The sequence below is a fragment of the Curtobacterium sp. PhB115 genome (genome assembly GCF_003752025.1).
GTDB lineage: Bacteria > Actinomycetota > Actinomycetes > Actinomycetales > Microbacteriaceae > Curtobacterium.
On record NZ_RJKR01000006.1, the window covers coordinates 588,479 to 615,012 of the forward strand.

Consider the following 26,534-nt stretch of genomic DNA (forward strand, 5'->3'; position numbering starts at 1 on the left):
TTCCGCCACGCAAGGGAATCCGTTGTGAACAACGTGTTTCACGACGATTTCCGTTGTTACAAGTCTTCCGCACTGCTGCAATCCGTGTCAGGATCACCGCCATGCTGGACACGACGGAAACGGTGACCGCGACGCACGAGGTGCGCAACTTCGTCTGCGGAGCCTTCGTCGAGTCGGGCGCGGACACCCGGTTCGACCTGATCGACCCGACCACCGAGCAGGTCTACGGCACTTCACCGGTCTCCACGGCCGCCGACGTCGACGCCGCCTTCACCGCCGCGAGCACCGCGTTCGAGACCTGGCGTCGCACCACCCCCGGGGAACGCCAGCTCGCGCTGTTCCGGATCGCCGACGCCATGGAGCAGCGGGCAGCGGAGTTCGCGGACCTCGAGTCGCTCGACACCGGCAAGCCCCGGGCCACCCTGGTCGAGGACGAGATCCTGCTCTCCGTCGACCAGATCCGCTTCTTCGCCGGAGCCGCGCGGAACCTCGAGGGCCGGAGCGCCGGCGAGTACATGGCCGACCACACCTCGTTCGTCCGGCGCGAGCCGATCGGCGTCGTCGCCCAGGTCACCCCGTGGAACTACCCGCTCAACATGGCGGTGTGGAAGTTCGCCCCGGCGCTCGCCGCGGGGAACACCACCGTCCTGAAGCCGAGCGACACCACGCCGCTGTCGACGTTGCTGCTCGCCGAGGTCGCCGCCGAGTTCCTGCCGCCGGGTGTCCTCAACGTCGTCGTCGGGGACCGCACCACCGGCGCCGCGATGATCGACCACCCCACCCCGCAGCTCGTGTCCATCACCGGGTCCGTCCGCGCCGGCATGGAGGTCGCCCGCGCCGCTGCCGGCGACCTGAAGCGCACCCACCTCGAGCTCGGCGGCAAGGCCCCCGTGATCGTGTTCGACGACGCGGACATCCCGTCGGCGGTGGCCGGGATCGTCGCCGCCGGGTTCTTCAACGCCGGGCAGGACTGCACCGCCGCCACCCGGCTGCTCGTGCAGGACGGCATCCACGACGAGTTCGTGGCGGCGCTCGCCGAGGAAGCCCGGTCGAACGCGACCACCGGCACGGCCGGGGCCACCGGCACCGACACGGTCGGCCCGTACTTCGGCCCGGTCAACAACGCCAACCAGCTCGCCCACGTGCGGTCCTTCGTCGACACCTTGCCGAACCACGCCACCATCGCGCTCGGCGGAGCACGACAGGGCGACCGGGGCTACTTCCACCAGGCCACGATCGTCGCCGGGCTGCGCCAGGACGACCGCGCCGTGCAGCAGGAGGTCTTCGGCCCGGTGCAGACCGTGCAGCGCTTCTCGACCGAACAGCAAGCGCTCACGTGGGCGAACGGCGTCGAGTACGGACTCGCCAGCTCGGTGTGGACCACCGACCACGCGCGGGCCATGCGCTTCGCCCGCGACCTCGACTTCGGGTGCGTGTGGATCAACACCCACATCCCGATCGTCGCCGAGATGCCGCACGGCGGCTTCAAGCACTCCGGCTACGGCAAGGACCTGTCCCAGTACGGGTTCGACGACTACACCCGCATCAAGCACGTCATGTCCTACATCGGCTGAAGCCGACCACCCCCTGGAGGCACCATGGCAATGACCGGCACGTTCGCTGAATCGGGAGCCGATCTCCGGCTCGAACAGATCACCAAGTCGTTCCCCGGCCACACGGCGGTCGACGCCCTGGACCTCACGGTGCCGGCCGGGTCGTTCTTCGCCCTGCTCGGGCCGTCCGGCTGCGGCAAGACCACGACGCTGCGGCTCGTCGCCGGGCTCGAGGAGCCGACGAGCGGCACGATCACCATCGGCGGCCGCGACGTGACCGAGACGAAGCCGTACCAGCGGCCCGTCAACACGGTGTTCCAGAACTACGCGCTGTTCCCGCACATGAGCGTGCTCGAGAACGTCGCCTTCGGGCTGAAGCGCCGCCGGATCCCGGACCCGATGACGAAGGCGCGCGAGGCCCTGCACCTGGTCGAGCTCGACGCCTCGGCCGACAAGCGCCCCGCTTCCCTGTCCGGCGGCATGCAGCAGCGTGTCGCCCTGGCCCGCGCGATCGTGAACCGGCCGGCGCTCCTGCTGCTCGACGAACCCCTCGGCGCGCTCGACCTGAAGCTCCGGCACCAGATGCAGCTCGAACTCAAGACGATCCAGGCCGAGGTCGGGCTCACCTTCCTGCACGTCACGCACGACCAGGAAGAGGCGATGACGATGGCCGACACGGTCGCCGTGATGAACGGCGGCCGGATCGAGCAGATGGGCAGTCCCCAGGACCTCTACGAGCTGCCCCGCACCGCCTTCGTCGCGAACTTCCTCGGGCAGTCGAACCTGCTCGAGGGCGAGGTCCGCGGCACCGAGGGCCCACTGCTCGTGGTCGCCACCCCCGCCGGCACGATCGCCGTCCCCACCGACCGGGCCGTCGCCACCACGGGCCGTGTCGTCGTCGGTGTCCGCCCCGAGAAGCTCAAGATCCGCACCTCGGAGCCCACGCCCGAGGCCGGCCGGAACATCCTCGGCCCCGGCCGCGTGGTCGACGTCTCGTTCTCCGGCGTCAGCACCCAGTACCTCGTCGACGTCCCCGGCGCCGGCCGCGTCTCGGTCTTCGCGCAGAACTCGAAGGGTGGGCCGAGGATCCCGACCGGCACCGAGGTCTGGCTCACGTGGGGCGTCGACCACGGTTTCGGCCTGGAGGCGCACCCCGCGTCGGACGCGACCGTCACCACCCACGCCGCCACGGGCCTCCAGTCCGAACCCGCCACGGCAGGATCGCTCGCGTGACCGGCGCGGGGCCCGGTCCGGACCTGCTGCGCGGACTGACGTCCGCCCGCGTCAGCCGACGCGGGTTCCTGGCCGGTGGCGGCGCCGCCGCCGTCGCAGCACTCCTCGCGGGCTGCAGCATCAAGGGCTCGGCCGCGTCGATGGCCGAGAACGACGTCGACTGGGACGCGTTCTGGAAGGACGCGAAGCCGACCAAGGAGCTGAAGTTCGCGAACTGGCCGCTCTACATCGACTCCGACCACGGCAAGTCCGAGTCCCTCGCGTTGTTCAAGGAGAAGACCGGCATCGCCGTCGACTACCAGGCGGTGATCCAGGACAACGCGACGTTCTACGCGACCGTCTCGCCCATCCTCCGTGCGCAGGGAGCCACCGGCTACGACCTCGTCGTGATGACGAACGGGTACGAGCTCACCGAGATGATCAAGAACGGCTTCGTCTGCGAGCTCGACCACTCGCGGCTGCCGAACTTCGCCGCGAACGCGTCGGACTCGGTGAAGGACCCGAACTACGACCCGGACAACAAGCACTCCGTCGTCTGGCAGACCGGGTTCACCGGGCTCGCCTACAACCCGAAGTACACCGGCCGGAAGATCACGTCCTTCAAGGACCTGCTCGACCCGGAGTTCGCCGGGCGCATCGGGTTGATGAGCGACAACACCGAACTCGGCTCACTCGCCCTGCTCGCGCTCGGCATCGCCCCCGAGACCTCGACCCCCGCGGACTGGCGGAAGGCCCAGGCCTGGCTCCGTGACCTGCGACCGAGCGTCACCGGGTTCTACGACCAGAGCTACATCAACCGCCTGGAGAACGGCGACACCTGGATCACCCAGGCGTGGTCGGGCGACGTGTTCCAGGCGCAACAGTCCGGGTTCCCCGACCTCGAGTTCGTCACGCCGGAAGAGGGACAGATGACCTGGCACGACAACATGCTCATCCCGCGCCAAGCCTCCAACCCCGTGTCGGCGCTGGAGTGGATGAACTTCTACTACACGCCGAAGACCGCCGGGATCGTCGAGGACTGGGTCAACTACGTCTGTCCGGTGCCCGCCGCCGAGGACTACGTGCGCGACGAGCTCGACGACGCGACGGTGGCGGACAGCCCGCTGGTGTTCCCCGACGCGTCCGTGCTCGAGAAGTCGCACGAGTTCCGGGTGTTCAAGAACTACGACGAGTACTCGGAGTGGAACGGCATCTTCAACGCGGTGGTGCAGTCGTGACCGCGCTGTCGGTCGGGGCTCCGCCCGATGTCCCGGTCCGCCGCGGGCGTCGTCGCAGCACGCCGTTCCTGCTCGCCCTGGTCGGGACCGCGTACCTCTGCGTGTTCTTCGTCATCCCGCTGCTGTCCGGGCTCATCGTCTCGCTCATGTCCGGCAACCCGGACGACGGCTACACCTTCACCTGGAACTGGGGGATCTACGCGTCGCTGTTCGTCGACCCGCAGGTGCCGTACCTGACGTTCCTGCTCCGGTCGCTCTGGTACGGCGCCGCTGCGACGGTCGTGACCATCATCGTCGGTTACCCGGTCGCGTACTTCATCGCGTTCCGGGTGTCGCCGCGGTGGAAGAACCCGCTGCTCATGCTCGTGTTCGTGAGCTTCCTGGTGTCGTTCATCATCCGCACCGACATGTGGGCGTTCGTGCTCGCGTCGCAGGGGCCGGTCGTCACGACGCTGCAGGCGCTCGGCCTGGCCGGCAAGGACTTCCACATCCTCGGCACCGGGGGTGCGGTGATCTTCGGCGACGCGTACAACGACCTCGCCTTCATGGTCCTGCCGATCTACGCCGCACTCGAACGCATCGATCCCCGGCTCGGCGAGGCGGCCAACGACCTGTACGCCGGCAAGTTCCGCGCGTTCTGGCACACCACGCTGCCGTTGTCCCGCTCCGGCATCTTCGCCGGGGTGCTGCTCGTCTTCATCGACTGCGTGGGGGACCCGGTGAACTCGGCGCTCCTCGGCGGGACGAACACCTACACGATCGGGCAGGCGATCCAGGACGCCTACTCCGGGAACCAGCAGTACAACGTCGCCGCTGCGCTGTCGACCGTGCTCATGGTCGTGCTCGGCATCATCCTGTTCATCTACGCCCGCGTCTCCGGCACCGACGACCTCGAGGACCTCGTATGACCGCCGTGGCACCGCCCCGCACCACCGCACCCTCGTCGCCCGTCACCGGCTCCGTCCCCCGTCGACCGGGTCGGCACGGGGTCAACCGCCGCGGGCCGTGGCTCGCGATCGTGTACTGGGTGGTCATCGCGATCACCCTCGTGCCGATCGTCTACATGATCGTGTACTCGTTCAACGACGCACCCACGAACCGGTTGTCGTTCGCCTGGAACGGCTTCACGACGTACTGGTACGCCAACCTCGTGAACGTGTCGGGGCTCGGTGCGGCGTTCGTCACCTCGGTCGTCGTCGCGTTCCTGGCCGCCGTGGTCTCGGTGGCGATCGGCCTGCCGTTGGCCCTGGCGCTCGAGCGGTACCGGTTCCCGGGCCGCGGAGCCGTGAACGCCGTGGTGTTCGCGGACATCGCGGCGCCGTCGATCGTGGTCGGGTCCGCGTCACTGTCGTTCTTCCTGTCGGTCGGGCTCGGCACCGGGTTCCTGACGGTGCTCATCACGCACGTGGCGTTCGACGTGGCGTACGTGGTCGTCGTGCTCCGTGCCCGGATCGCAGGGACCTCGCGGGTGCTCGAGGAGGCCGCGAGCGACCTCGGAGCCACACCGTTCCAGGCGTTCCGGCTCGTGACGCTGCCGCTGCTCGCACCGGGCATGCTCGCCGCCGGGCTGCTGGCGCTCGCGATGTCGATCGACGACTACGTGATCACGTCCTTCGTGGCCGGGCCGGCGGTGACGTTCCCGCTGTTCGTGTACGGCGCCGCGAAGGCCGGGATGCCGCCGCAGGTGCTGTGCTTCGGCACGCTCGTGTTCGCGGTGGGGCTGCTCGTCGCCCTGCTGAACGGCGCCCTGAACCGCCGCCTGTCCCGTACCCGCGGCTGAGCGCCCGCGCCCGCTCCCGCCCGCAGTGTGCGAGGGTCCGCGCAGTGTGCGGGGCCGCGCGCCTCGCACACTGTGCGGAACCTCGCACGGTGGCGGCCCGGGGCGGCTGTGTTACGGGCACGAGTCGGGCGGTGTGCCGCGGCGCGCGCCACAGCCGCCGCGCGTAGGTTCCAGCCATGAGTGCAGAGCTGACGCTCGGCGCCGAGGAAGAGCTGCACCTCATCGACCTCGAGTCCGGCCGACTTTCCGCGAAGGCCCCGCGCCTTCTGCCCAAGCTGCCCGCCGATCGCTTCGGCGCGGAACTCCAGCGCACGACCATCGAGACGAACACCCCCGTGGTGCGGACCCTCGACGACCTGCGGCGGGTGATCGTCGACCTGCGCAGTGAGCTGAGCGCGGCCATCGAACCCGCCGGCGTCACGATCGCGGCGGCCGGCACCGCGCCGAGGTCCGAGTACGCCGACTTCGAGCTGACCAGCGGCGGGCGCTACGGCCGGATGCAGGAGCAGTACCGGATGCTCGTCGACGAGCAGCTCATCTGCGGCCTGCAGGTGCACGTCGGTGTGAGCGACCGGGACCTCGCGGTGCAGATCGCGCAGCGGGTCGCGCCGGTGCTGCCGGTGCTGCTGGCCCTCAGTGCGTCGAGTCCGTTCTGGAACGGGCAGGACACCGGGTACTCGTCGTTCCGCAGCATCATCTGGCAGCGGTGGCCGTCCGCCGGCAGCTTCGGTCGGGTCTCGAACGCCGCCGAGTACGACGCGATGCTCGAGGACCTCATCGCCTCCGGCGTGATCGCCGACAAGAAGATGGCCTACTTCGACGTGCGACCGTCGTCCCATGCGCCGACGCTCGAGCTCCGGGTCTGCGACGCGACACCGATCGTCGACGACGCCGTGCTGATCGCCGGGCTCTTCCGGGCCGCGGTGCGGAAAGCCGAGCTCGCGGTCGAGGCCGGCACTGAGTGGCAGCCCCGCAGCGAACCCCTGCACCGTGCCGCGATGTGGCAGGCAGCACGGAGCGGGCTGACCGGTGAGCTCCTCGCCCTCGGCCGCCACCCGGAGCGCCTGCCCGCCGAGACGGCCGTCCGGCAGTTGCTCGACCGGCTCCGCCCGCAGCTCGAGGAGCTCGGCGACTGGGGCACCGTCGCGGACCTCACCGAGGCGCTCCTCGCGCGTGGCAACTCCACGGACCGACAGCGCACCGCCTACGCCGAGCGGGGTGAACTCGACGACGTCGTGGCCCTGGTCGTCGAGGACACCGCCGGCACCCCGTCCGGCCGGCCCGAGCAGACCCCCGCCACGGTGCCGTCCTACCGGGTCCGCGCCGGGGACGAGGCGATCGGCCCAGGAGCCCGGCCCCGTCCGGCGTTCCGCGACCTCGCGGCGTTCTTCCGCGGCTGGGATGCCGACACGACCATCGACCGCTGCGCGGCCCGCGACGTCTGGACCCGCGAGCACGAGGTCGGGTTCGTGGTCGACGGCGGCGTGCAGGCGTTCGGCTGTGACCTGGTGCCCCGCACCGTGAGCGCGTACGAGTGGAGCCAGCTCGCCGACGGCCTCGGGCAGCGTGCCCGGGCGATCGAGCTGTTCCTCCGCGACGCCTACGGCCCCCGCCGGATCGTGTCCGACGGAGCGATGGACGAGCACCAGTTCGTCGGCGCGAACGGCTGGGACGCCGACGCCGCACGACTGCCGGAGCACGCGGTCCGCGCGCCGGTGATGGGCTTCGACCTGGTGCGCAACGAGTTCGGCGGCTGGCGGGTCCTCGAGGACAACGTGCGCTCACCCTCCGGTGTCGCGTACGGCATCGCGCTCCGCGAGCTCATGGACGACGTCGTGCCCGACGCTCCCCGCCCCGAGAACCTGCGCGACCCGCACGGCGTGACCTATCGGCTGCGCGACACCCTCCGCGTGAACGCGGCGGCCGTCACCGGCAACCCGGACCCGGTGCTGGCGCTGATCAGCGACGGCCCCGCCGCCGGCGCGTGGTTCGAGCACCGCACGCTGGCCGACGGGGCCGGGCTGCGCCTCCTGGCCGGGTCGGACCTGGACGTGCGTGACGGACGCGTGGTCGACGTGACGACCGGGGACGTCCTCGACGGGCTGTACCTGCGGATCGACCGCGACGCCAGCGCCCTGACCGCGGACCACGCACCCGACCTGGGTGCCCGGATCATCGACGTCGCAGCCGCGGGCCGCGTGTACCTGGCGAACGCGCCGGGCAACGCGCTCGTCGACGACAAGGCGATGTACGTGAACGTGCCGGACCTCATCTGGTACTACCTCGACGAGAAGCCGTTGCTCGAGTCGGTGCCGACCTACCGGACGAGCATCGAGGGCGAACGACTGTCCGTGCTCGACCGGGTGGGTGAGCTCGTGACGAAACCCGTCGACGGCGAGGGGGGCCGCGGTGTCCTCATCGGCCCGAGCGCCAGCGCCCCCGAGGTCGCCGAACGCCGCCGTGAGATCGCCGCGAACCCCGCCGGCTGGGTCGGACAAGAGGTCGTGCAGCTGTCGTCGCACCCGACGATCGGCCCGGCCGGACTCGACCCCCGGCACGTCGACCTCCGCGCCTTCGTCTACGTCACCGGGACCGGCCCGGAGGACACGCACCTGGCCGACGTCGCGCTCACCCGGGTCGCGCCGGAGGGCAGCATGGTCGTCAACTCCTCACGGGGCGGCGGCGCGAAGGACACCTGGATCATCGGCGCTCCCGCGTCGGCGACGACCGAAGGAGAACGCTGATGTGTGGACTCGCCGGTGAGATCCGGTTCGACGGGACGTCCCCCGACGTGGGCGCGGTCGCACGGATGACCGGGTGCATGGTGCACCGGGGTCCGGACGGCGACGGGCTCTGGGCCCGCGGGCCGGTCGCGCTCGGTCACCGACGCCTGTCGATCGTGGACCTGTCGACCGCCGGCGCGCAGCCGATGGTCGTGCCGCGTGCTGGCCTGACGATCGCCTACAACGGCATGGTCTACAACTACCGGCAGCTCCGCGACGAGCTGCGCGGCAAGGGCCACGACTTCTTCTCGTCGTCGGACACCGAGGTCATCGTCGCCGCCTACGCGGAGTGGGGCACGGCGTTCGTCGAGCACCTGGTGGGCATGTTCGCGATCGCGATCTGGGAGCACGCCAGCGGCCGGTTGGTCCTGGCGCGGGACCGGCTCGGCATCAAGCCGTTGTACGTCGCGGAGGTCCGGGGCGGGCTGCGGTTCGCAAGCTCCCTGCCCGCGATCCTGGCGGGGGACGGCGGCACGGGTGGCGGCATCGACACGTCCATCGACCCCGTCGCCTTCGCCTCGTACATGAGCTTCCACTCGATCGTGCCGGCACCGCGGACGATCCTGTCGGGCGTCGGCAAGCTCCCACCGGCGACCGTCCGGGTCGTCGAGCCGTCGGGCGCGTTCCGTGACACCACGTACTGGGAGCCCCGCTTCGAGCGCGACCCGGCGAAGGCCGACTGGTCCGAGCGGGACTGGGAACAGGCGTTCATCGGTTCGCTCCGCACGGCAGTCGAGCGTCGCATGGTCGCCGACGTGCCGGTCGGGGTGCTCCTGTCCGGGGGCATCGACTCCTCGCTGGTCGTCGGGCTGCTCGCCGAGGCCGGACAGCAGGACCTCGCGACCTTCAGCATCGGCTTCGAGGCGGCGGGCGGCGAGTCCGGCGACGAGTTCGAGTACTCGGACGAGGTCGCGCGGCACTTCGGCACCGACCACCACCGCATCCACATCCCGTCGTCTCGGCTGCTCGACGGGATCGACGGTGCGGTCGCCGCCATGAGCGAACCGATGGTCAGCCACGACTGCGTCGCCTTCTACCTGCTCTCCCAGGAGGTCTCGCAGCACGTCAAGGTCGTGCAGTCCGGGCAGGGTGCCGACGAGGTCCTCGCCGGCTACGACTGGTACCCACCGCTCGCCGACGTCCCGCGCGACCAGGCGGCCGAGGCCTACCGTTCCGTGTTCATGGACCGCCGCTGGCCGGCGCTGCAGGCCATGCTCGGCGAGCGCTGGAAGAGCGACGACGACACTCCGTCGGCGTTCGTGGACGCTTCGTTCGCGGTTCCGGGAGCGGAGACGAGCGTCGACGCCGCACTCCGGAGCGACACCACGATCATGCTCGTGGACGACCCGGTGAAGCGCGTCGACAACATGACGATGGCGTGGGGTCTCGAGGCCCGCGTGCCGTTCCTGGACCACGAGTTCGTCGAGCTCGCCGGCGCGATCCCGCCCGCGCTCAAGCTGTCGGACGGCGGCAAGGGCGTCATGAAGCGGGCGTCGCGCGGCATCGTCCCCGACAGCGTCATCGACCGCAGCAAGGGGTCGTTCCCGGTGCCCGCGATCCGGCAGCTCGAGGGCCCCTACCTGGAGCGGGTGCGCGCGGCACTGCACGCGCCGGAAGCACGTGAGCGCGGCCTGTTCGACCCGGGTACGGTCGAGCGGATGCTCCAGGACCCGAACAGCACGCGGACCGAGATCGGCGCGAACGCGCTCTGGCAGCTGGGCCTGATCGAGATGTGGCTGCAGCAGCAGGGGGTGCGGTGAACGTGGGTTCCGTCCGGACTGGAGGCGCGGCGAGCGTCACGTCGTCGGCCGACGTCCGCCCCTCGGTCACCACCAGGGCCGCGGCCGACCTGGGTGAGCGGCTCGCCGCCGCCTGGGGGTCGTGGGGCCCCACCATGACCCGGAACGCCCGTCGCGTGGCGTTCGTGTCCGATCGGCACGGCACCCCCGAGGTGTTCGTGCAGGACGTCGTCGTCGACGGCGAACTGCCCGAACCGGTGCGGATCGCGCTGTCCGACGACCCCGTGATCCGGGTGTCGTGGTCGTCCGACGGGGAGTGGCTCGCCGTGGCCATCGCCACCGACGGCGGCGTGAAGCAGCAGGTCTGGGTGGTCCGACCGGACGGCACCGACGCCGCGCAGATCGCCGGCTCGCGGTACCAGCACGCCGAACTCGGCCCGTGGAGCCGCAGCGGACACCGGGTCGTCATCACCCTGCCGTCCACCGAGCCCGACCAGCCCGCCCGCTCGTACCTGGTCGACCCGGTGTCCGGCGACCGCGACGACCTGGCCGTCGGCGAACTCATCCACATCCTCGACCTGTCGGTGGAAGAACGCCTCGTCGTGCTCAGTGACGGGCAGCGCGGCCAGGAGTTCGTCGTCGTCGTCGACCGACTGACCGACGAGAGCCACGCCCTGTTCGCCGACGACCCCGACGGGTCCGCCGAGATCGCGTTCCTGCGGCCCTCGCCCGCGAGCGAGACCAGCCCCCTCGTCGCCTACGTCGCCACCGAGGCCGGACTGCCCCGCCGCGGACTCGTCGCCCAGCCGGTCGGACCACACGGCTGGCGTGGCACGCCCCGACGGATCATCGAGCGCGCCGACGCCGAACTCGAGTACCTCGACGCCGACGACGCCGGCCGCACACTGCTGCTCGTCTGGAACGTCGACGGCCGCAGTGAGCTCGACCTCATCAACATGCACGATGCCTCGCGCACCCCCGTGCCGGACCTGCCCGGGTACGTCGTCACCGACCCCGTGCTCAGCCGAGACGGCCGGAGCGTGCTCCTCGCCGTCGAGGGGCCGACCCGACCCCGCGAACTGTGGCGGCTGGACACCAACGCGCTCACCTGGAGCCGGGTCACCGACGTGCCCGTGCTGCCCGACGCGACGCTCGTCGAACCGACGCTCGAGCGCTTCGGCGCGCGTGACGGACTGGAGCTGACCGGGTGGCTGTACCGGGCCGTGGAGCCGGCCCCGTCGGCGGCGGAAGCCGACCCCGTTGCTGGTGCTGTGCCTCCCGGCCGCGCAGCGCTCGTCCACCTGCACGGCGGACCGGAGTCGCAGGAGCGACCCACGTTCTCGCCGCAGCACCAGGCGCTCGCCGCCGCTGGGGTGACCGTGTTCGCACCGAACATCCGCGGTTCGTCCGGGTACGGGCACGAGTTCGTGCACGCCGACGACCTCGGCCTGCGCTGGAACGCACTCGCCGACGTCGTGGACTGCGCGCGGTTCCTGGTGTCGAACGGGTACGCGGACCGCTCCCGCGTTGCCGTCGAGGGCCGCTCCTACGGCGGGTACGCGACCCTCGCGTCGTTGGCGTTCACGCCCGACGTGTTCGCGGCCGGGGTCGCGGTGTGCGGGATGAGCGACTTCGCGACGTTCTACCGGGACACCGAGCCGTGGATCGCGGCCGCCGCTGCGACGAAGTACGGGCACCCCGTCGACGATGCTGCGCTGCTCGACTCACTCTCGCCGATGCGCGCGATCGACGACGTCACGGCGCCGCTGCTCGTCGTGCACGGAGAACTCGACACGAACGTGCCGATCGGCGAGGCGCACCAGGTGGTCGCGGCGCTGCGCGATCGATCGCACGACGTCGAGTACCTGGAGCTCGAGGGCGAGGGGCACGAGTACCGGCGGGCGTCATCGCGGGCGATGCTCGTGCGGCGGATGGTGGAGTTCGTGGCGTCGCGCTTGGGGTGAGGCGCACGGCGCGGTGCGGCGCGCGGGCGCGGGCGGGTGCTTGCGGGCGGGCGCGCGCGGGGCGCGGGGCGTGGCGTGGGGGCAGTGTGCGAGGTTCCGTGCACGGTGCGGGGCCGCGCGGGTCGCACACTGTGCGAGACCTCGCACCGTCACGTCACGCGGTGGGGCCGTTCGGGTCGCACACTGTGCGGGACCTCGCACCTTCACGTCACGCGGTGCAACGATTCGGCGGTCAGCCGTACCGAGTCGGAAGATGGAACCGTGACCACCAGTGCGCGATCGACCGTCCTGACCCAGCCCGGAGAGGTCCTCGTGACCTCGGCAGCGGACGTCGAACAGGTCGTCCAACGCGCCACGAACAACTACGCCTCCGGGGTCGTCGCGGACACCGCCGGGTGGGCGGACGGCGACCGTCGGCGGATCGAGGACCTCGGGTTTCGCGGGGGCGACGCCCGCGGCGCAGCGATCCGCACGCTCGACCTGACCATCGCCGACGACGGCACCCCGACGCGGCTGCTCGACGCACCCGCGATGGCCGCGCTGAACAGCCACCACGCACGGTTCGCCGAGCGCCGTGGCGAGGTCGTCCGGTACCAGACCGACGTGTCGGTGTGGACGGGGATCCCGGAGCGGCCGAGCGCCGAGGACTGGGACGACGTCCGGGCGCTGCTCGGGTCGGGCGGGATGCTCGGCGTCGGTGCCGCTGCTGTCCTGCCGTCGGGGTGGGAGCTCGTCGAGGGCGCCGGAGGCGTGCAGCTGACCGGTGAAGCGATCGAAGGTGCGCCGGACCCCGAGGCCGTCGTGCTGACGCCGGACGACGTGCCGGAGATGACCGCCCTGGTGGAGCGGACGAAGCCGGGGCCGTTCCTGCCGCGGACGATCGAGCTCGGCACGTACCTCGGCATCCGGCGCGACGGACGGCTCGTCGCCATGGCGGGCGAGCGCCTGCACCCGCCGGGGTGGACCGAGATCAGCGCCGTGTGCACCGATGCGGAGTACCGAGGCCAGGGGTTCGGGCGTCGGCTGGTGCTCGCCGTCGCGCACGGGATCCGCGAGCGGGGGGAGACGCCGCTCATGCACGCGGCTGCCGGGAACACCGGGGCGATCGGGTTGTACCAGCACCTCGGGTTCCGGCTGCGGGATCGCGGGGCGCCGCGGTTCGTGCGGGTGCCGTGAGCGACGGCGCCATCGCTACGATCTGATACATGCCCAACTCTTCCGACGAGCGCTCCGGCCGCTCTCCCGGTGGGGTGATCGGTGCCATGTTCAACGTGGTCGTTTGTGGCGTCCTCGTCGTTGCACTGCCGATCATCGCGCTCACTTCGGGTCACGACCTGGTCCACATCGCGTTCGCGATCGTGGGCTTCGCGATCGCGGTCGGTCTCGAAGTGGTCTTCGTCCGGAACCTCCGTCAACAGCTCGCACGGCGGAGCGACTGATGAACCCGCAGCTCTTCTTCGGGATCGGCGGAGCCATCGTCGGCCTGTGGGGTCTCACGATCGCCGTCTTCAACCAGTGGGCGCAGAAGCTGGGCGGTGACCGCCTTGCGAACGGACGACCGTTGACGCCGGGCTTCGTTCGGTTCATCGGCGTGATCCTGGCGATCGGCGGGACGCTGTTCGTCGTCCTGGCAATCACAGGGGTCCTGCCGGACCACGAATGAACCGCTTGGTCACTCGACGCGCGCGTTCCTGACCGTCAGAAGGTGGCGAGGGCGCCCCGGAGCATGTCGTGGCCCTGTGCCTCGAAGCCCTCGTCGCCGACGGCGTAGGCCCAGGTCGCGGTACCGACGGCCTCGCGGACTTGCAGCCAGCGCCAGGCGTCCGACTCGCGCGGATCGTCGCCGTAGCCGTCGAAGAACGCCGCTTCGAGGGTCGGATCGTCCTGCCAGTGCAGCACCGCGAGGCGGGTGAGGTCGAAGGCGGCTGGGCGCCAGCCGAAGCGGCCGAAGTCGATGACACGGAGCCGTCCGTGGCGGTCGTCGTCGTCGTCGACGATCCAGTTGCGCGGGTGGAAGTCGCCGTGGGTCGGGACCAGGGGCTCGTCCGGGTGGCCGGTGGGAAGCATCTCGAGTGCCGCGCGGGTCCGGGCGACGACTTCGGGCGAGATCCGGTGCGGGGCATCGAGCGCGGCCAGCGCCTTCGCCTGCTCGTGCAGCAGGAACGTCGGGTCGTGCCGGGTTCCGTGGTCGTGCAGACGCCGGAGGACTACGCCGGCCTGCCGGTGGACCTCGGGGGCGTGCTCGTCCACGGTGCCGAGCGCGAGGTGACCGGGGACGCGCTCGAGGATGAGGACCCGGTGCTGTTCGTCCGCGGCCACGAGGGCACCGGTGTCCCCGGCAGCGCGCAGGGTGTCGGTCACGGTCCGGTGCGCCTCGAGTTCCCGGGGAAAGTGGGTGTTGTCCTGGCCCGAGGCCTTCACGGTGTAGCCGACGTCGCCGTCGACGACGTGCAGGACCCTCGTGTCGAGCAGGCCCCACGAGTCGTCCGCCACGAGGACGGCATCGGGGAGCGTGCGGAGCACGAACGCGATCTGGTGGTCGTCGAGTCCGGTGTCGCCCCAGGGCATGGCGGCACGTTACCCGGTCCGCTCTGCGCACCGCGGCCGTTCTGGGGGCTTGTCGACCCTTCCGCTCCCTCGGACACTGATGCAGCCGTCCGCCACCGGGGTGCGGGTACGGCGTGATCAAGGAGGCGCTGTGCGCACGTCGTGGAAGGCCGCAGCCGCGGTCGCACTCGGGCTCGCCCTGACGGCGGTCGTCGCCGCACCGGGAATCGCGGGAGCGCCCAGCTGCCAGGGGAGCAGCATCTCGATCCACGAGCTGGCGTCCGGGTGTCGCGTCAGCTCCGGCGTGGTCGCGCTCGAGGACGGCCGGACCTTCGCGGTACCCGCCGCCGGCGTCACGCTCACCGCTGCCCCGGTCGCCGAAGGGAACGCCGACCCCGGTGACGTGGTGATCGCGAACCGTGGTGCCGCGGGCATCGCCGTGCAGGTCGACGAGGTGTGGGCCGGATCGCCCACCGCCGTCCGGCAGGAACGCGCAGCCCAGCAGCGCCGAGCGCTCGGAGCGACGATCCGTGGCACTGTCTCGCACAGCGGCGCCACGACGTCCGCGAGCTGCGGGAGCAAGGCGTACGTGCTGACCGGCGCGCACTGGGAGTCCACCGTCCAGTGGCGGTACAACCCGACCGGGGCGAGAGTGTCGAACGTCGCAGCGATCCAGCGCGGTGCCGAGGCCTGGACCGGCACGATCACGGCGTGCGGTGAGACGGTCCGGTCGACGGCGGCGCAAGAGTACCTCGGCACCGCGAAGCAGCAGGCTGCGGTCACTGCTGACGGGGGCTGCGGAACCTCGAACCGGACGAGCGTCATCGGGTGGGGCAAGCTGCCGACGAAGACCCTTGCGCTGACGTGCATCTGGTCCTTCACGGGCGGGGTCGCATTCGAGACCGACCAGCGGTACTCGACGAGCCACCGGTGGGGATCGACCGGCACCTGCTCGGGCAACCGGTTCGACCTGCGCGGCATCGCGACGCACGAGTGGGGGCACTCGTACGGGCTCGGGCACTCGGCACAGAAGTCGGGGCTCGTGATGAAGCCGTCGTCCACGGTGTGCGACACGGCGCAGCGGACACTCGGGCTCGGCGATCTGCGAGGCATCGCGGCGCTGTACTGAGCGGACGCGACGGCGTCGTCGATCTGTCCACAGGATCGGCTGGACGGGCCCGCTGACCGCGCGCACTGGCTACGGTCGTTCGCGATGACCCAACCTGCCCTGCCCGAGGATTACGCGGCAACGCTCGATGCGCTGAAGAAGCGCGTCCAATCCGCCAGGTTCACGGCGCAGCGCCGTGTCAACACGGAGCTGGTCCGCCTCTACTGGCAGATCGGCGCAATGATCCTCGACCGCCAGCAGACCGCCGGGTGGGGGAGTGGGCTCGTGGACCAGTTGGCGCGTGATCTCCGGACCGCCTTTCCTGAGATGAAGGGCTTCTCACGGCGGAACGTGTTCTACATGCGCGGTTTCGCGGCAGCGTGGCCTGGCCCGGATGTCGTGCAACAGCCTGTTGCACAACTTCCGTGGGGTCACATCACCGTGTTGCTCGGTCGCCTCGACGGCCGAGAGCGCCGTGACTGGTACGCGGCGCAAGCGCTCGAGCACGGTTGGTCCCGGAACGTCCTCGAGCACCACGTCGCGACGAACGCCCACGAGCGCACCTCAGCACTGACCAACTTCGACCGTGTCCTCGACGAGGCTGACTCCGATCTGGCGCAGCAGATCACGCGCGATCCGTACGTGCTCGACTTCTTGGCGCTCGACGCAGGTGCAACGGAGCGACAGCTCGAGGAGCGGCTCGTCGACCGCATCATCGACACGCTCCGGGAGCTCGGCACTGGGTTTTCGTTCGTCGGGCGGCAAGTCCACTTCGAGGTTCACGGTGACGACTTCTTCGTCGATCTTCTCTTCTTCCACGTCGACCGGCTCCGGCGCCAACAGCACTCGGGCACCGTTGGGCTCCTGCTCGTGGCTGACAAGAACGACCCGGTCGTGCGGTACGCCCTCAGCGGGCACGGAGCCCCGGTCGGCGTCGCTCGGTACGACCTCCTTCCACCGACGCTTCGGGCGGCACTGCCCTCGGAGGACGACCTGACGGGGATGCTCTCCGATTCCGCCGGGCCGAGCAGTCGGATTCGTGGATTCTCTAGGATCGACCCATGTCCACGACCATGCCCGGCTTCGGAACCGAACGCATCGCGCAGCTCGGCCTGCGTGACCGCGTCTACGACCGGGTGCTCGAGGTCCTGATGGGCCACGACGTCGAACCCGGCATGCGGCTGTCGATCGACGGACTCGCCCGAACCCTCGGCGTCTCCCCGACGCCGGTGCGCGAAGCCCTCGTGCAGCTCGAACGCACCGGCCTCGTCACCCGAGAGGCGAACAAGGGGTACCGGGTCTCTCCACCCCTGGCCGGCGACCAACTCGAGGCACTGTTCGACGCCCGGCTCATCGTGGAGAGCGGTGCCGTCGAGCTCGCCGCACGCGGTGACGTCGACGCTCTGCGGGAGCGACTCAGCACGGCGCTCGACGAGCAGGCTGCGGTGGCCGACGAGGTCGCGGCGGTCGGTGCGGCTGAGGCGTCAGAGGAACTCATGGCCCGGTTCTTCCGGAGCGACTGGCAGTTCCACCAGCTGATCTTCGATGCCACGCGGAACCCGTTCCTCGAGGAGATGTCGGAGATCATCACGACCCGCGTGCACCGGATGCGGCAGATCGTCGAGGGCGGCGGGGACGACACCGACCGCGCCGTGCACGAGCACCGAGCGGTGGTCGATGCTCTCGCGGTCGGCCCGGCCGAAGCGGTCGCGGCGATGCGGCACCACATCGACGCCGTCCGGCTCCGGTCGCGCGCGGACGCTTCGCACACGAGCTGATCCCGCAGGGGTTGCGCTCTGTCGAGGTGCGAGTATCTTTCCTATAGGAAAGAGGTTCATCGCCGAACCCCGACATGCGAAGGAGCATTCCGTGAGCACACCGCAGGACTGGGTCGACCAGGATTGGGACCCCACCACCTGGACGTCGGACACCTGGCCGATCGCCGCCTGTCTGCACGGCTTCGCCCAGGTCACGCGCGACGGCACCACGTTCCACGATGCCCCGGCCGAGGTCTGGGACGACGTGTTCGCCCAGATCGCAGCCGCCGGGTTCTCGCTCGCCGAACTCGCCGACAGCCACATCCGCCCCGCCGACCTCGAGCGCTCACGCCGCGACGAGCTCTTCGCCGTCGCGAAGTCGCACGGCATCGGGATCCCGTCGGTGCACCTGCAGCGCAAGAGCGTCATCCAGCCCGGGCACGAGGAGGACAACCTCGCGTACGCCCACCGCACCATCGACGCGGCGGCCGAGTGGGGCATGCAGGTGTTCTCGACGGGCCTGCACCAGCCGTTCACCGAGGCCCAGAAGCGCGCGCTGTGGTTCTGGACCGCGCAGGGCCCGAAGGACCCGGACGACCCGGAGGTCTGGAACGCGGCGGTCAAGCGCCTGCGGGAGCTCGGTGAGCACGCCGCCTCCGTCGGACTGCCGATGGCCCTCGAACTGTACGAGGACACCTATCTCGGCACCGCCGACAGTGCCGTGCGCCTGGTCGAGGACATCGGGCTCGACAACGTCGGCCTCAACGCGGACGTCGCCAACCTCATCCGCCTCCACCGGCCGATCGAGGACTGGCGGGAGCTCTTCGCGAAGACCATGCCGCACACGAACTACCTGCACGTGAAGAACTACACGCGTGACGAGGCCGGCGACGGCAGCTGGGCGACGAGCGTGCCGAGCACCATGGAGACGGGCCTCATCAACTACCGCCAGGTCCTGCGCGACGCCGTCGCCGACGGGTTCCGCGGGATCGTCATGACCGAGCAGTACGGCGGGGACAGCCTCGGCGTCTGCGCCACGAACCAGCAGTACATCCGATCCGTCCTCGCGACGACGAAGCTCGACGCGACGGCGACCCCGACTGCAGCAACCAGCAACGAAGGAGCAACCCGATGAGCACCCTCGACATCGCCGTCGTCGGATCCGGCTACATGGGCGGCGGGATCGCCCAGGTCCTCGCCCTCGCCGGCCACACCGTCCGGATCGCCGACGTCTCGGCCGAGATCGCCGCGTCCAACCGCGCCCGGCTCATCGCAGAGACCGAGCAGTTCGTCGCGGACGGCCTGTTCCCCGCGGACGCCGTGGCGCGCGTCGACGCCCACCTCAGCGCCGCCGCCTCCATCGAGGAAGCGGTCGCCACGGCCGACTTCATCGAGGAGGCCGTCCCCGAGAAGATCGAGATCAAGCACGCGACGCTCCGACGCATCAGCGAAGCCGCCCGGCCCGACGCGATCATCGGCTCGAACACCTCGACGATCCTGATCGAGTCGCTCGCTGAGGCCGTCGTGGGCCCGGAGCGGTTCCTCGGCGTGCACTTCTCGAACCCGGCACCGTTCATCCCCGGCGTCGAGCTCATCCCGCACCCCACCACGAACGAGCACGCGATCGAGGTCGGCGAGGCCGTCGTCGCCGCGACGGGCAAGCAGTCGGCACGGGTGAAGGACTCGACCGGGTTCGTGCTGAACCGCCTGCAGTACGCGCTGTTCGAGGAGGCCACGAAGATCGTCGACGAGGGCATCGCCACCCCCGACGACATCGACACCATCGTGCGGACGACCTTCGGCTTCCGCCTGCCGTTCTTCGGACCGTTCGCGATTGCCGACATGGCAGGACTCGACGTGTACGCGTTCTGCTTCGAGTCACTGCAGACCCGCTGGCCCGAGCGCTTCGCCACCCCGTCCTCGCTGCAGCAGCACGTCGACGCGGGCGAGCTCGGCACGAAGTCCGGCGCCGGGTACCTCGAGGTGCCGGCCGACCGGACGCCGGAGCTCGTCGCCTACCGCAACAACGCCTACGTCGCGATGCAGAAGCTGCTCGACGACCTCGGCCCCGCCCCGATCCACTGAGCCCGGAGCACGAGCAATGAGCACGCAGAACCCCCAGAGCACCCAGAACCCCCAGGGCACCCAGAAAGCCCAGACGGAACAGCCCCGCACCGTCGTCCTCACCGGAGCGGCCTCGCCGCGCGGCATCGGACGCGCCACCGCCCACCACCTGGCCGAAGCCGGGTGGGACATCGGCATCATCGACCTCGACCAGGCCGCGAGCGAACAGGTCGCCACCGAAATCCGCGAGCAGCACGGCGTCCGGGCCGTCGGGGTCGGCGCGAACGTCGCCGATGAGACCGCCGTCCGCGCCGCCTTCGACACGATCGAGGCCGAACTCGAGCCCATCACCGCCCTGGTCAACCTGGCCGGGGTCTCGTCCGCGCACGCCTACCTCGACCTGCCCGAGGGGGAGTGGCACCGGGTGCTGTCGATCAACCTCGACGGCGTGCACTTCGCGAGCCTGCGGGCGGCGGAGTCGATGGTCGAGCACGGCTACGGGCGCATCGTGAACCTGTCGTCCGTCTCCGCCCAGCGCGGTGGCGGCACGTTCAGCAAGACCCCGTACACGGTGGCGAAGGCCGGCGTGATCGGGCTGACCCGCGGTCTGGCCCGCGAGCTCGGCCCGCGCGGCGTCACGGTGAACGCCATCGCCCCCGGCCCGATCGACACCGACATCATGGGCGGCACCCTGACCGAGGAGCGCAAGATCGAGATGGCGGCGGACGGCGTGCTGCCCCGGATCGGCACGCCGCGGGACATCGCCGCTGCGATCGCCTACCTGATCAGCGAGGACGCCGGGTTCGTCACCGGCCAGACGCTGAACGTCGATGGCGGCCTGTACATGCACTAGCGCCGCCCGGCCACGGATCGCGCGCCGTCCGCGCGACGCGATCCGTGCCTCCCGTCCGGACGACCGAACGGCCAACAGGCCGAACGGCCGACAGCCGAACGGCCAACAGGCCCGGCCACCGGACACCCCGAAACCGCACCGTGCTCGCAAAGGAGCGAACCCGTGTCACTTCCCCCTGCCCCCGCGCTCGGGTCGACGAACGACCCCGGCCTGAAGTCCGCCATCGGCAAGGCGACGAAGCACCTGATGCCGATGCTCGTCATCCTGTACTTCGTCGCGTTCCTCGACCGCACCAACGTCGGCTTCGCGGAAGAGGCGCTCAGCGTCGACCGCGGCATCTCGGACGCGGCGTTCGCGCTCGGCGCCGGCATCTTCTTCATCGGCTACGCGATCTTCGAGATCCCGTCCAACCTGCTGCTGAAGCGCTTCGGTGCCCGGTTCTGGCTCGCCCGCATCGCGATCACGTGGGGCATCGTCGCCGCGCTCTTCGCCTTCACGACGAACGACACCATGTTCATCGTCCTGCGGTTCATCCTCGGTGTGACCGAGGCGGGGCTGTTCCCGGGCGTGATCATGTACCTGTCCGAGTGGTTCCCGAACAAGGTCCGCGTGCGGATGTTCGCGATCTTCTACCTGGCGCAGCCGTTCTCGCAGATGATCGGCGCGCCGCTGTCCGGTGGCCTGTTGAGCTTCGGCGACCAGGCGACCCCGTTCCACGGCTGGCAGGTCATGTTCGCCGGTGAGGGGATCCTCGCGGTGCTCGCCGGCATCGCCGCCCTGGTGTTCCTGACGAACAGTCCGCAGCAGGCGAAGTGGCTCGAACCGGGCGAGAAGAAGTCGCTGACCGCGGCGATGGCCCGGGAGGACTCCGCCAGGAGCGAGGACGGCCCCGTCGGCATCTGGCGGGCGATGGCGAGCGGCCGCGTCTGGTACTTCACGATAATCTACTTCTGCCTGCAGGTCGCCGTGTACGGCACGACGTTCTACCTGCCGCAGCAGGTCTCGTCGCTGCTCGGGCAGGACGTCGGGTGGCAGGTCGGCCTGGTGTCCGCCATCCCGTGGCTCGTCGGCCTCGTCGCCTGCTACCTGGTCGGCTCGAAGGCGGACTCCGTCGGACGTCGTCGCCGCTGGGGCACCTTCTTCTACCTGACGACCGGTCTGTCGATCCTCGGGTCGGCGTGGGCGGGCGCGAACGGGCAGCCGATCCTCGGCATCGTGTTCATCACGCTGGCAGTCGCGAGCTTCCTGGCGGTCGGCCCGATCACCTGGGCGTACCCGACGGCGTTCCTGACGGGTGCCGCGGCGGCTGCGGGCATCGGCCTGATCAACTCGCTCGGCAACCTGGGCGGGTTCGTGGCACCGATCATGCGCACCGCGATCAACGAGGTGGTGCCGACCGACAGTGGTGCGTTCGGCATCGTGTCCCTCGGGGTCCTGGCCTTCGTCGCGGCGGTGATGATCTTCTGCACGAAGTTCTTCCGCAGGTCGAAGGCGGACGATCTGCTGGACACCTCGCACGTGCGCACGGCATCGACGTCGAAGGAGACGAACGCATGACCAGACTGTTCAACGACCCCGCTGACTTCGCCGACGAGGCGACCGACGGCTTCGTCGTCGCCAACGAGCGGTGGGTGCGGAAGGTGCACGGCGGCGTCGCCCGCTCCACCACGAGCCCGGACGGGACCGTCGCCGTCGTGATCGGCGGTGGCTCCGGCCACTACCCGGCGTTCGGTGGACTCGTCGGGCCGGGGCTCGCCGCCGGCGCGGCGATGGGCAACCTGTTCGCCAGTCCGAGCGCGCAGCAGGTTGCCGGTGTCGCGCGCGCGGCCGAGCACGGCGGCGGCGTGCTGCTGAGCTACGGTAACTACGCCGGGGACGTCCTGAACTTCGACGCCGCATCGCGGACGCTCGAGGCGGACGGCATCCCGGTCCGGACGGTCCGCGTCACCGACGACGTCACCAGCGCTCCGGCGGACGACGCTGCGAAGCGTCGTGGGATCGCGGGGGACCTCTGCGTCTTCAAGGTCGCCGGTGCCGCCGCCGAGCAGGGCCGCACGCTCGACGACGTCACCGCCGTCGCGGAGCGCGCGAACGACCGGACGCGCAGCTTCGGCGTCGCGTTCTCCGGCTGCTCGCTGCCCGGGGCCGAGGAACCGTTGTTCGAGGTGCCCGAGGGCCGCATGGCGGTCGGCATGGGCATCCACGGGGAGCGCGGGATCGATGAAACCGACGTGCCCACGGCCGACGGGCTCGCCGAACTCCTCGTCTCCCGGCTGCTCGACGAACTACCAGAGGGGGTTTCGTCCCCCGACGGTGCACGAGTCGTGCCGATCCTGAACGGCTTGGGCAGCGTCAAGTACGAAGAGCTCTTCGTCGTCTACCGCTCGGTGCAACGCCTGCTCGCCGACGCCGGGGTCGTCATCGTGGAGCCGGAGGTGGGCGAGCTCGTCACGAGCTTCGACATGGCCGGCGTCTCGCTGACGCTGTTCTGGCTCGACGACGAGCTCGAGGAACTCTGGGCAGCCCCGGCGGACACCCCCGCCTACCGCAAGGGCGGCGCGGTCCCGCAGGAGCGCATCGACCCGTCGACCATCGCGGCGGACGCCGAAGCCGACCAGGTCGGTGCAGCCAGCGACGAGTCCCGCGCGGTCGGCGAACGGATCGCCGCCGGGTTCTCCGCCGTCCGCGCCGTCCTCGACGAGCACGCCGACGAACTCGGCCGCATCGACGCAGTGGCCGGTGACGGCGACCACGGCATCGGCATGCAGCGCGGATCGCACGCCGCCGACGCGGCGGCAGCGGACGCCGTCACCCGTGGCGCCGGAGCGGGTTCCGTGCTGCGGATCGCGGGAGACGCCTGGTCCGACAAGGCCGGCGGCACGTCCGGTGCGATCTGGGGAGCCGCCCTGGAGGCACTGGGTCGCGTCCTCGGGGACGACTCGCGTCCGACGGGTGCCGACGTCGCGCAGGGGGTCGCTGCCGCGACCGAGGCGGTGCTCGCCTTCGGTGCGACCGTCGGGGACAAGACCATGGTCGACGCGCTCGTGCCGTTCGACGAGGTGCTCCGGGCCAGGACCGACGAGGGCGCCCCGCTCGCCCAGGCCTGGCAGGAGGCGGTCCGCGCTGCCCGTGACGCCGCCGACGCCACCGCGTCGCTCGTGCCGAAGATGGGCCGGGCGCGCACCCACGCCGAGCACGCGGTCGGCACCGCGGACCCGGGAGCGGTGTCGTTCGCCCTCATCGTGGAGACCCTCGCACCGTGATCACGATCGGGGTGTCGCTGAAGATGTACTTCACGCACGCCCGGACCCTGGAGTGGGCCGGTGCCGTCGCCGACATCGCGCGGCGGCACCCCGCGGTGCGCTCGGGAGCGGCCTCGCTGTTCGTCGCGCCGACGTTCCCGGCGCTCGTGCCCGTGCGGCAGGTCCTCGCCGGGTCGGGGGTCCTCCTCGCGGCACAGGACCTGGCATGGGCGGACGAGGGCGCGTACACCGGCGAGGTCTCGGGTGCCGAACTCCGCGAGATCGGGGTCGACCTGGTCGAGATCGGGCACGCGGAGCGCCGTTCCCTGTTCCACGAGGACGATGCGTCCGTCGCGGGGAAGGTGCACGCCGCCTTCCGCAACCGCCTGCGTCCGCTGGTCTGCGTCGGGGAGGCGACCCGCGCCTCCCGGCCGGGTGGGACGGAAGCGATCACGGAGGTGACCGCGCAGCTCGACCGAGCCGTCTCGACGGCCGTCGCCGACGGTCTCGCGGGTGCGCTCACCGTCGCCTACGAGCCGGTCTGGGCCATCGGTGCCCCCGCGCCCGCTCCGGACGACCACATCGTGGCGGTGCTCGAGGGGATCGAACGGCACCTGGAGACGCGACCCGAACTACGTGGGAGCACCGTGCTCTACGGGGGCAGTGCCGGACCGGGGCTGCTCACCCGGGGGCGTGGACGGATCGGCGGGCTGTTCCTCGGACGGTTCGCGCACGACCCCGCCGCGGTCGAGGCGATCCTCGACGAGGTCGCTGCGCGCTAGGACTGGTCGCGGGTGCCCGCCAAGCCGTGGTCGTGTGCGTAGACGACCAGCTGCACGCGATCGCGGAGCGCGAGCTTGCCCAGGATGCTCGAGATCTGGGTCTTCACGGTCGACTCGGTGACGTACTCCTTCGTCGCGATCTCGGCGTTCGAGAGGCCGCGCGACGCCCAACCGAACACGACGCGCTCCCGTTCGGTCAGCGTCTGGAACTCCGACGGCTGCGGGGCCGGCGCCCGCTCGACGTCCTCGCCGAACAGCTGCGCCAGGTCGTTCGGTGCGATCACCGAGCTGCCCTCGTGCACGGCACGCACGGCCGCGAACAGGAACGTCGGGGTGGCGTCCTTGAGCAGGAACCCGCTGGCACCCAACCGGATCGCGGTCGCCGCTGCCGGATCGAGCCCGAAGGTCGTGAGCACCACGACGCGGGGGAGCGGCCCGTCCACCGCGCCGGAGAACAGCTGCCGGACGGTCTCGACGCCGTCCATCCCCGCCATCCGCATGTCGAGCAGCATCACGTCCGGGCGGAGTTCCGGGATCAGCGCCAGTGCTTCGGCACCGTCCGAGGCCTCGCCCACGACCTCCATGTCGTCCTGGGCGTCGAGCACCACGCGGAGCCCGGCTCGGAACAGCGCCTGGTCGTCGGTGAGCAGGATCGTGATCGGTCCGGTCATCTGCGTGGTCCCCCTGGTGCGTCGAACGGGATGCGGGCGCGTGCGGTGAACACGTCGTCCAGGACGGCGGCGTCGAACGAGCCGCCGAGTGTGGTGAGCCGGGACTGCATGCCGTCGAGGCCGCGACCCGAACCGCCGGTCGAGCCGTCGCCGACGAGGTTCTCGACCTCGAGCACGAGATCGGCACTCCGCCAGGTCTCGTGCACCGCGACCGGACGGCCTGGCGCGCCGTGGCGGAGGGCGTTGGTGAGCATCTCCTGCAGCACCCGGCGGGCAGCCGTGCCCGAGTCGGAGCCGAGCGCCACCGGGACGCCGCGGACGGTGTGACCGACATCGACCCCGGCGTCGCGGATGCCCTGCACGATCTCGGCCAGGGTCCCCGGGTCGGTGGCAGCGGCCGAGCCGTCGATGTGGCCGAGGACCTGGCGCACCTCGAGCAGTGAGCTCCGGGCGGTGCTGGCGATGGTGGCGCTGACCTCGCGGATGCGGGCCTCGTCGTCGAGGAACGGGACCGAGTCCGCCTGCGCGATGATCACCGCGAGGGAGTGCCCGACGACGTCGTGGACGTCACGGGCGACGGCAGCGCGGATGCGTTCGGCCTCGGCCTCGTCGACCGCGCGGGTGGCGACGGCCTCGGCGCGGGTGGTCGCCGCTTCGGCCTCGGCGCGGCGGACGGACTCGCGGTTCCGGGAGCGGAAGGCCCGCACGGCGACACCGCCGGCCCACACCGCCAGGAGCGCGGTCACCGGCGCGGCCAGGGTCAGCAGCGCCTGGTCGGGCGGACCGTTGAGCAGGACCGCGAACCGGAAGCCGGTCGAGGCGAGGTAGTAGGTGGCGCTGATCCCGGCGACGAGCGCGAGGACGCCGGCGAGCAGGACCTCGGTGGTCGTGCCGACGATCGCGACCGTGCCGATCACGACGAACATCGCGATGTCGACGAGGGAAGGGCGCTCGCCGCCGAGGGCCTGGACGAGGCCGAGCGCGACCGTGAGGAGCATCGCACCCGAAGGTGAGATCCGGCGGAGGGCGATCGCCCCGGTGGCGGCGACGACGGCGAGGAAGCTGGCGTGTTCGAGCTCGAGCTCGATCGGCGCGAGGAAGACGAGCGCTGCGACGACGGCCCAGGCCACGTCGACGGTGATCGACCGGGTGGCGAGTGGCCGGATGAACGTCTGCCGCTCCGTCACGGCTCGATCATCGCACGGGTCATCCGGCGCTGCCGGGGCCGTCGGTGATGCCGG

General features: G+C 70.8%; 23 protein-coding genes. 20 read left to right on the forward strand and 3 right to left on the reverse strand.

Annotated features, from left to right (window positions below):
• The first annotated feature begins 101 nt into the window (after positions 1-101).
• The 11 genes from EDF19_RS08405 to EDF19_RS08455 all read left to right on the forward strand — a co-directional run bounded on the left by EDF19_RS08405 (position 102) and on the right by EDF19_RS08455 (position 13,932).
• Positions 102-1,574: an aminobutyraldehyde dehydrogenase gene (locus EDF19_RS08405; RefSeq protein ID WP_123680434.1), complete on the forward strand. Its 1,473-nt coding sequence runs from the start codon at positions 102-104 to the stop codon at positions 1,572-1,574.
• Positions 1,575-1,598: 24 nt separating this feature from the next.
• The gene (locus EDF19_RS08410; protein ID WP_123680435.1) at positions 1,599-2,786 is read left to right on the forward strand and encodes an ABC transporter ATP-binding protein; all 1,188 of its coding nucleotides are present in this window, start codon (positions 1,599-1,601) and stop codon (positions 2,784-2,786) included.
• On the forward strand, positions 2,783-4,003 hold the full coding sequence (locus EDF19_RS08415; protein WP_221180633.1) for a PotD/PotF family extracellular solute-binding protein: 1,221 nt from the start codon (positions 2,783-2,785) through the stop codon (positions 4,001-4,003). The genes EDF19_RS08410 and EDF19_RS08415 overlap by 4 nt, the downstream gene beginning before the upstream one ends.
• Entirely contained in the window at positions 4,000-4,911 is a 912-nt protein-coding gene (locus EDF19_RS08420; RefSeq protein ID WP_123680436.1) for an ABC transporter permease, read from the forward strand. Before EDF19_RS08415 ends, EDF19_RS08420 begins: the two co-directional genes overlap by 4 nt.
• Positions 4,908-5,783: an ABC transporter permease gene (locus EDF19_RS08425; RefSeq protein WP_123680437.1), complete on the forward strand. Its 876-nt coding sequence runs from the start codon at positions 4,908-4,910 to the stop codon at positions 5,781-5,783. Before EDF19_RS08420 ends, EDF19_RS08425 begins: the two co-directional genes overlap by 4 nt.
• Before the next feature lie 176 nt (positions 5,784-5,959).
• Positions 5,960-8,527, forward strand: a complete 2,568-nt coding sequence (locus EDF19_RS08430; RefSeq protein WP_123680438.1) for a carboxylate--amine ligase/circularly permuted type 2 ATP-grasp protein — start codon at positions 5,960-5,962, stop codon at positions 8,525-8,527.
• A complete protein-coding gene (locus tag EDF19_RS08435; protein WP_123680439.1) occupies positions 8,527-10,326 on the forward strand; it encodes an N-acetylglutaminylglutamine amidotransferase in 1,800 nt (599 codons plus the stop codon). Before EDF19_RS08430 ends, EDF19_RS08435 begins: the two co-directional genes overlap by 1 nt.
• On the forward strand, positions 10,323-12,269 hold the full coding sequence (locus EDF19_RS08440; RefSeq protein ID WP_123680440.1) for a prolyl oligopeptidase family serine peptidase: 1,947 nt from the start codon (positions 10,323-10,325) through the stop codon (positions 12,267-12,269). Before EDF19_RS08435 ends, EDF19_RS08440 begins: the two co-directional genes overlap by 4 nt.
• A 261-nt stretch (positions 12,270-12,530) precedes the next feature.
• Positions 12,531-13,445, forward strand: a complete 915-nt coding sequence (locus EDF19_RS08445; RefSeq protein WP_221180634.1) for a GNAT family N-acetyltransferase — start codon at positions 12,531-12,533, stop codon at positions 13,443-13,445.
• Positions 13,446-13,474: 29 nt separating this feature from the next.
• On the forward strand, positions 13,475-13,708 hold the full coding sequence (locus tag EDF19_RS08450; protein WP_148071060.1) for a hypothetical protein: 234 nt from the start codon (positions 13,475-13,477) through the stop codon (positions 13,706-13,708).
• The gene (locus tag EDF19_RS08455; protein ID WP_123680442.1) at positions 13,708-13,932 is read left to right on the forward strand and encodes a hypothetical protein; all 225 of its coding nucleotides are present in this window, start codon (positions 13,708-13,710) and stop codon (positions 13,930-13,932) included. Before EDF19_RS08450 ends, EDF19_RS08455 begins: the two co-directional genes overlap by 1 nt.
• 35 nt (positions 13,933-13,967) lie before the next feature.
• On the opposite strand, the gene EDF19_RS08460 is transcribed toward EDF19_RS08455, so the two are convergent.
• Positions 13,968-14,837, reverse strand: coding sequence for a phosphotransferase enzyme family protein (locus EDF19_RS08460; RefSeq protein WP_123680443.1), 870 nt, complete (start codon positions 14,835-14,837; stop codon positions 13,968-13,970).
• A gap of 130 nt (positions 14,838-14,967) precedes the next feature.
• Between EDF19_RS08460 and EDF19_RS08465 the strand changes: the two genes are divergently transcribed.
• From EDF19_RS08465 to EDF19_RS08505, 9 genes are all read left to right on the forward strand, one after another.
• Positions 14,968-15,945, forward strand: coding sequence for a matrixin family metalloprotease (locus EDF19_RS08465; RefSeq protein WP_185022748.1), 978 nt, complete (start codon positions 14,968-14,970; stop codon positions 15,943-15,945).
• Between the two features lie 84 nt (positions 15,946-16,029).
• A complete protein-coding gene (locus EDF19_RS08470; RefSeq protein WP_123680663.1) occupies positions 16,030-17,076 on the forward strand; it encodes a YhcG family protein in 1,047 nt (348 codons plus the stop codon).
• The gene (locus tag EDF19_RS08475; RefSeq protein WP_123680445.1) at positions 16,986-17,702 is read left to right on the forward strand and encodes a GntR family transcriptional regulator; all 717 of its coding nucleotides are present in this window, start codon (positions 16,986-16,988) and stop codon (positions 17,700-17,702) included. Before EDF19_RS08470 ends, EDF19_RS08475 begins: the two co-directional genes overlap by 91 nt.
• Positions 17,703-17,793: 91 nt before the next feature.
• The gene (locus tag EDF19_RS08480) at positions 17,794-18,816 is read left to right on the forward strand and encodes a sugar phosphate isomerase/epimerase (protein ID WP_123680446.1); all 1,023 of its coding nucleotides are present in this window, start codon (positions 17,794-17,796) and stop codon (positions 18,814-18,816) included.
• Positions 18,813-19,766, forward strand: a complete 954-nt coding sequence (locus EDF19_RS08485) for a 3-hydroxyacyl-CoA dehydrogenase family protein (RefSeq protein ID WP_123680447.1) — start codon at positions 18,813-18,815, stop codon at positions 19,764-19,766. Before EDF19_RS08480 ends, EDF19_RS08485 begins: the two co-directional genes overlap by 4 nt.
• A gap of 16 nt (positions 19,767-19,782) precedes the next feature.
• Positions 19,783-20,598 (forward strand): SDR family NAD(P)-dependent oxidoreductase, encoded by an 816-nt coding sequence (locus EDF19_RS08490; RefSeq protein WP_123680448.1) that lies wholly within the window; start codon positions 19,783-19,785, stop codon positions 20,596-20,598.
• 162 nt (positions 20,599-20,760) lie between these two features.
• Positions 20,761-22,155, forward strand: coding sequence for an MFS transporter (locus EDF19_RS08495; RefSeq protein ID WP_123680449.1), 1,395 nt, complete (start codon positions 20,761-20,763; stop codon positions 22,153-22,155).
• Positions 22,152-23,861, forward strand: a complete 1,710-nt coding sequence (locus EDF19_RS08500; protein ID WP_123680450.1) for a dihydroxyacetone kinase family protein — start codon at positions 22,152-22,154, stop codon at positions 23,859-23,861. The genes EDF19_RS08495 and EDF19_RS08500 overlap by 4 nt, the downstream gene beginning before the upstream one ends.
• Complete coding sequence (locus EDF19_RS08505; RefSeq protein WP_123680451.1) at positions 23,858-24,622, forward strand: triose-phosphate isomerase family protein; 765 nt, start codon at positions 23,858-23,860, stop codon at positions 24,620-24,622. Before EDF19_RS08500 ends, EDF19_RS08505 begins: the two co-directional genes overlap by 4 nt.
• Here EDF19_RS08505 and EDF19_RS08510 read toward each other — a convergent pair.
• Entirely contained in the window at positions 24,619-25,293 is a 675-nt protein-coding gene (locus EDF19_RS08510) for a response regulator transcription factor (RefSeq protein WP_123680452.1), read from the reverse strand. The genes EDF19_RS08505 and EDF19_RS08510 overlap by 4 nt on opposite strands.
• The gene (locus EDF19_RS08515) at positions 25,290-26,480 is read right to left on the reverse strand and encodes a sensor histidine kinase (RefSeq protein ID WP_123680453.1); all 1,191 of its coding nucleotides are present in this window, start codon (positions 26,478-26,480) and stop codon (positions 25,290-25,292) included. Before EDF19_RS08515 ends, EDF19_RS08510 begins: the two co-directional genes overlap by 4 nt.
• Positions 26,481-26,534 lie beyond the last annotated feature (54 nt).